The organism is Stenotrophomonas sp. STEN030 (assembly GCF_056759995.1).
In genome coordinates this window covers 1-5,878 of record NZ_JBRREB010000099.1, presented here as the reverse complement: position 1 = coordinate 5,878, position 5,878 = coordinate 1, and the positions used below count along the sequence as shown (strand labels likewise).

Annotated in this window: 5 protein-coding genes; 2 read left to right on the top strand and 3 right to left on the bottom strand. The window is 62.9% G+C overall.

Going from position 1 to position 5,878, the window contains the following annotated elements:
• Nucleotides 1-170: 170 nt before the first annotated feature.
• Both ACVOLR_RS19720 and ACVOLR_RS19715 read right to left on the bottom strand, forming a co-directional pair.
• Nucleotides 171-1,571 (bottom strand): sigma-54-dependent transcriptional regulator, encoded by a 1,401-nt coding sequence (locus tag ACVOLR_RS19720; RefSeq protein WP_481537942.1) that lies wholly within the window; start codon nt 1,569-1,571, stop codon nt 171-173.
• Nucleotides 1,572-1,629: 58 nt separating this feature from the next.
• Complete coding sequence (locus ACVOLR_RS19715) at nt 1,630-3,255, bottom strand: sensor histidine kinase (RefSeq protein ID WP_481537941.1); 1,626 nt, start codon at nt 3,253-3,255, stop codon at nt 1,630-1,632.
• A 261-nt stretch (nt 3,256-3,516) separates the two neighbouring features.
• Here ACVOLR_RS19715 and sucC point away from each other — a divergent pair, with 261 nt between their 5' ends.
• The gene (sucC, locus tag ACVOLR_RS19710) at nt 3,517-4,686 is read left to right on the top strand and encodes an ADP-forming succinate--CoA ligase subunit beta (protein ID WP_346499776.1); all 1,170 of its coding nucleotides are present in this window, start codon (nt 3,517-3,519) and stop codon (nt 4,684-4,686) included.
• Between the two features lie 21 nt (nt 4,687-4,707).
• Entirely contained in the window at nt 4,708-5,583 is an 876-nt protein-coding gene (sucD, locus tag ACVOLR_RS19705) for a succinate--CoA ligase subunit alpha (RefSeq protein WP_481531321.1), read from the top strand.
• Here the strand turns inward: sucD and ACVOLR_RS19700 are convergent.
• Nucleotides 5,576-5,878 (bottom strand): hypothetical protein (locus ACVOLR_RS19700; RefSeq protein WP_481537940.1); only part of this gene is annotated, 303 nt, incomplete at its 5' end. The genes sucD and ACVOLR_RS19700 overlap by 8 nt on opposite strands.

The following is a 5,878-nucleotide window of genomic DNA, read 5'->3' as shown; positions in this document are numbered from 1 at the left end:
GGGGTGTCTTCAAGAGCGGCCGGGATTTCGATCCGACCATGCTGAGAGTAGGTCAAGCCTGCTTCCAGCAGGCTTGACCGCGAACATAGGATCTCGGCTCTACAGTGAGGCTTTCCCGGTAGTGCCTTGCCGAGCATGGCTCGGCTCTAGCCAGGTTTTGGCTGTCCGCCTTACTCCATGCCCAGCTTTTTCAGCTTGTAGCGCAGGGCACGGAAGGTGATGCCGAGCTGGGCGGCGGTCTTTGTCTTGTTCCAGCGATTCTCTTCCAGTGCCTTCTGGATCACCGTGCGTTCCATCTGTTCGATGTAGGAGGGCAGGGCGGAGCTGGCAGGGTCGATATCGACAACGGCTTCCTGGGGAGGAGCAACAGGTGCCGGGGTGTCGCTACTGGGAACGCGTGGCGGCGCAGTTTGCGGCTGCGGCAGGCGCAGGTCGCTGGCGTCGATGCGGTCGCTGTCGGCCAGTGCCAGCGAGCGCTCAAGGATGTTCTCAAGTTCGCGGACGTTGCCAGGAAAGGAATAGGCGTCGAGTGCTTCCAGTGCCGAAGCTGCCAATTGTGGTGGCTTCTGGCCTTGTTGCTGTGCCAGCCGGTTCAAGATGGTGCTGGCCAGCTGCGGCAGGTCGCCACGGCGTTCGCGCAGCGGCGGTACGCGCAGTTCAATGACGTTGATGCGGTAGTACAGATCGTGGCGGAAGCGCCCGTCCTGCACCAGGGTGCTCAGGTCTTTGTGGGTGGCCGAGAGGATGCGTACGTCCACGGTGACTTCGGTGGCGGCGCCTACCGGGCGCACCGATTTTTCCTGGATCGCACGCAGCAGCTTGACCTGCATCTGCAGGGGCAGCTCGGCCACTTCATCCAGGAACAAGGTGCCGCCACTGGCTGCTTGGAACAGCCCCGGCTTGTCGGCGTGGGCGCCGGTGAAACTGCCCTTGCGATGGCCGAAGAACTCGCTTTCCATCAGTTCACTGGGGATGGCGCCGCAGTTGACCGGGATGAACGGCCCGGCCGCACGCGCGCCCTGGTCGTGGATGGTACGGGCCACCAGTTCCTTGCCAACACCGGATTCGCCCAGAATGTAGACCGGTGCCTGGCTGCGGGCGACCTTGCCGATGGTGGCGCGCAGCTCATCCATGGCCGGCGAGCTGCCGAGCAGGCGGGTGGCGTTCTCCGGCGGTGGCGGGGTGCTGGGGCGGGCTTCGTTGTTCAGTTCGATGGCGTGCCGGACCAGCCCGCGCAGCACATTGATGTCCACCGGCTTGCTGACGAAATCAAAGGCGCCTGCCTTAAGGGCCTCCACCGCCAGATCCATGCTGCCGAAGGCGGTGATCATCGCCACCGGGGTGGCGGGGTGGTCACGGGTGATCTCGGTGACCAGTTCGATGCCGTTGCCGTCGGGCAGGCGCATGTCGGTCAGGCACAGGTCGAAATGGTTGCTGGCCAGCAGTTCGCGGGCTTCGGCGAGGTTTGCTGCGGTGCTGATCCGTAAGCCCATCCGGCCAAGGGTTAGGACCAGCAGCTCACGGATGTCGCGTTCGTCATCGACGATCAGGGCGCTATGTGTTGCGTTCATGAATGGAACGATAGCCGAGGTGGCGGCATGTCTACAAACGATTGCATCAAGAATCGACTCATTGGCGCTCGCCGCGGGCGAACGCGGTTTTTGGGATGCTCAGGGTCAGCCGGAAGCAGGCACCGCCAGCTGGAATGGACACATAGTCCAGCTGGGCTTGATTGGCCCGGCACAGCTCGCGGGCGATATACAGGCCCAAGCCGGTGCCATGTTCGGAGGTGGTGTAGAACGGCCGGAACAGCTGACTGGCGATGGCATCAGGAATGCCAGGGCCGCGGTCCATGATGTCGATCACCGCATTGCGTTCAGCCGAGGCGACGCGGATGCGGATCCGTGCCGGCTCATCGGCTATACGGCCATATTTGAGGGCGTTGTGGACCAATGCGGTCAGCACCTGGTGCAGGTGCCGGGGGTCCATCATCGCCATTATCGATGGCTCGCGGATTACGGCTTCCAGACTGTCATTCTCCAGTGACAGGGTCTGCCGGTACTCGATCACGAAGCGGCGCACGAAGGCGGCCAGGTCGAGGTTCTCGGGATTGGCCCGCTCGCGCCGGGCGAGCGCCAGCACGCTTTCGACGATGCCGTTGGTGCGTTGGCATTGCTGATGGATGATCTGCAGCAGGCGCCGGTCGGCCTCGCCGATGTCTTCCGACTCCTCCAGCAGCTGGGTGGCGTAGTTGATCGCCGCCAGCGGGTTGCGGATTTCATGGGCCAGGCTGGCCGAGAAGCGGCCAAGGGTGGACAGGGTCAGCGATTCGGCCCGGCGCGAGACCACGGTGGTGTCGTCCAGGAAGATCAAGGACATGTCGCTGTCGGCCAGCAGGCGGGCGAAACGTGGCAGTACTTCGGCCTGCTCCGGGGCCAGCTGCAGCGGTTGTTCGTCCTCATGCCAACCATTGCGCCAGCGTTGCAGGCGCCGAGCCAGTTCCGGCGAAGCGATAGTCAGTGCGACCCGCTCGGTGGCAAGCGCGCCTTCCATGTCGCCGAGCAGGGCGGTGGCGGCTTCGTTGGCCAGTGTTATGTGGCCATTGGTGTCCACTACCAGCACGCCGGTGCGCATGCGGCGAATGATCAACTCGTTCACTTCGAACAGGTTGGCGACTTCGGCACCGCGTTGATCGGCCAGTTGCTGGGTGCGGCGGGTGCGGCTGCCGATCTGGTAGGCGATGAAGGCCAGTGCAAGATAGCTGGTGACGAACATCGCCAGCTCAGCCAGCGTACGCAGGTTGTCGCTGCCTTCGAACGCCTGCCACGCGTATTCGGTGACGCTGGCCGCAGCAGCCAGTAGCGCCAGCAGCATGGCCCGCGGCAGCGGCAGCAGCAGGGCGGCTGCCGCGATGTTGAACAGCAGCGACATCGAGATGCCGGCGCTGGCGCCGGGCAGGGCATGGCTCAGCAGGGTGGCTGCGGTGATGTCGACCAGCAGGCTGCCGAACACGATCGGTTGCAACCAGCGCTCGTTGCGGCCCCAAGCCAGTAGCGCGAGTGCTACCAGCAGATAGAGGATGGTGACGGCTTCGGCCAACTGCAGATGGTGCGCCTCGCCAGCGAATGGCGTCAGCGGGCTGAAGACCAGCGCGGCCAGCAGGGTGGCGATCAGCACCCGGTACAGGGCGAAGAAATACAGCTCGCGACGCGGTATCGATTCGATGCGGTCGATGAGCGAGGTGCTGGGGGCCAAGCCGGAACTCCTATCCAAGCGTTAACCCGCCAAGTATAGGTGCGCACGGGCTGCTGCACGACACGCGCGCAGCGCCCCCTATTCAGAGGCAAGTTGCTGAAAAATGGCCAGAAAACATGCCGCACTTGGCCATTTGTACAGACTTCTTTGCGCCCCGGCGCTGGCTCGGCCACAATAGTGGGCCCGCCGCAGTCCTTGCCGGCGCCCCCAAGCCGGGGCCCGAGGAGATGCGTGCGGTCGTTCCTATTCCCACGGTGACGCATGAATTTCCACGAGTACCAGTCAAAACAACTGCTTGCCGAATACGGCATCCCGGTCCCAGCCGGCAAGGTCGCTGCGACCCCGGACGAGGCTGTAGCTGCTGCCCAGTCGCTGGGCCAGGGCCCATGGATGGTCAAGGCTCAGATCCACGCTGGCGGCCGCGGCAAGGCTGGCGGCGTCAAGTTCTGCAAGACCACCGACGACGTCAAGGCCGCTGCGGCCAAGATGCTCGGCACCAAGATGGCTACCTACCAGACCGCAGGCGTCGAGCTGCCGGTCAACCTGGTGCTGGTGACCACCGCCGGTGAGATCGTCAAGGAGCTGTACCTGTCGGTGCTGGTTGACCGTGGCACCAAGACCATCACCTACATCGCTTCTTCGGAAGGCGGCGTGGAGATCGAGCAGGTTGCTGCTGAAACCCCGGAGCTGATCCACTCGCTCAACGTCGACTTCGTTGAAGGCGTGCAGGGTTACCACGGCCGTGATTTCGGCTTCAAGCTGGGCCTGACCGCCAAGCAGGCTGGCCAGTTCGCCAACATCATGGTGAACCTGTACCGCCTGTTCAACGAAAAGGATCTGGCGCTGGTTGAAATCAACCCGCTGGCCATCCTGGACGACGGCAACCTGTACGCGCTGGACGGCAAGTTCGACAGCGACGACAACGCCGCGTTCCGCCAGAAGGCTCTGGTTGCCATGCGCGACAAGACCCAGGAAGACCCGACCGAAGTGATCGCTTCGGAGCTGGACATCAACTACGTCACCATGGACGGCAACATCGGCTGCATGGTCAACGGCGCAGGTCTGGCCATGGCCACCATGGACGTCATCAAGCTCAACGGCGGCGAGCCGGCGAACTTCTTGGACGTGGGCGGCGGTGCCAACAAGCAGCGCGTCATTGAAGCCTTCAAGCTGATCCTGTCCTCGGACAAGGTCGAAGGCATCTTCGTCAACATCTTCGGCGGCATCGTCCGCTGCGACATGATTGCCGAAGGCATCATCGCTGCCGTGAAGGAAGTGGGCGTCAAGGTTCCGGTCGTGGTGCGCCTGGAAGGCACCAACGTGGAAGAAGGCAAGCAGCTGCTGCGTGACAGCGGCATGGCCATCATCCCGGCTGACAACATCAACGATGGCGCCAAGAAGATCGTTGAAGCTGTCAAGAACGCTGCCTGATCCGACACCGAAGGAAATCCAATGTCTGTTTTGATTAACAAGAACACCAAGGTGATCGTGCAGGGCTTTACCGGCCAGCAGGGCACCTTCCACGCCACTCAGATGGTTGAGTACGGCACCAAGGTTGTTGGCGGCGTGACCCCGGGCAAGGGTGGTACCACCCACATCGACCTGCCGGTGTTCAACACCGTCGCCGAGGCTGTCGAGAGCACCCATGCTGACGCATCGGTCATCTACGTGCCGCCGCCGTACGCGGCTGATGCGATCCTGGAAGCCGCTGCTGCCGGCATCAAGGTCATCGTCTGCATCACCGAAGGCATCCCGGTGCTGGACATGCTGCGCGTCAAGAACGTGCTGACCCGTGCCCATCCGGACACCGTGCTGGTCGGTCCGAACTGCCCCGGCGTGATCACCCCGGGCGAGTGCAAGATCGGCATCATGCCGGGCCACATCCACATGCCGGGCAAGATCGGCATCGTGTCGCGTTCGGGCACCCTGACCTATGAAGCGGTCAAGCAGACCACGGAAGTGGGCCTGGGCCAGTCGACCTGCATCGGCATCGGTGGTGACCCGATCAACGGTTTGAACTTCGTTGACTGCTTGAAGCTGTTCAACGAAGACCCGCAGACCGAAGGCATCATCATGGTTGGCGAAATCGGCGGCGACGCTGAAGAAGCCGGTGCCGAGTACATCAAGCAGTTCGTGAAGAAGCCGGTTGTCGGCTTCATCGCTGGTGCGTCGGCTCCGGCCGGCAAGCGCATGGGCCACGCTGGTGCGATCGCATCGGGCGGCAAGGGCACGGCTGAGGGCAAGTTCGCAGCGATGGAAGCTGCTGGCGTTGTCACCGTCCGTTCGCCGGGCGACCTGGGCGCTGCTATTGCGAAGCTGGTCAAGTAAGACTGCGCTTCAGTGATTTGAGAGAGGCCACCTTCGGGTGGCCTTTCTTGTTTTTGGGGTTGTGGTGGGGAGGCAGAAGCCGGGGCAAAGGCAAGAACAAGAGCAAGAGCTTGCCCTCACCCCTACCCCTCTCCCGCAGGCGGGAGAGGGGACAGCCAAAGCCACAGCCACAGCCAAAGCCACAGCCAAAGCCACAGCCAAAGCCAAAGCCAAAGCCACAGCCAAAGCCACAGCCAAACCCACAGCCAAAGCCAAAGCCAAAGCCAAACCCAAAGCCAAAGCCAAAGCCACAGCC

Coding starts and splice junctions, on each gene's coding strand:
- sucC (WP_346499776.1), top strand. CDS start 3,517: ATGAATTTCCACGAGTACCAGTCAAAACAACTGCTTGCCGAATACGGC.
- sucD (WP_481531321.1), top strand. CDS start 4,708: ATGTCTGTTTTGATTAACAAGAACACCAAGGTGATCGTGCAGGGCTTT.
- ACVOLR_RS19720 (WP_481537942.1), bottom strand. CDS start 1,571: ATGAACGCAACACATAGCGCCCTGATCGTCGATGACGAACGCGACATC.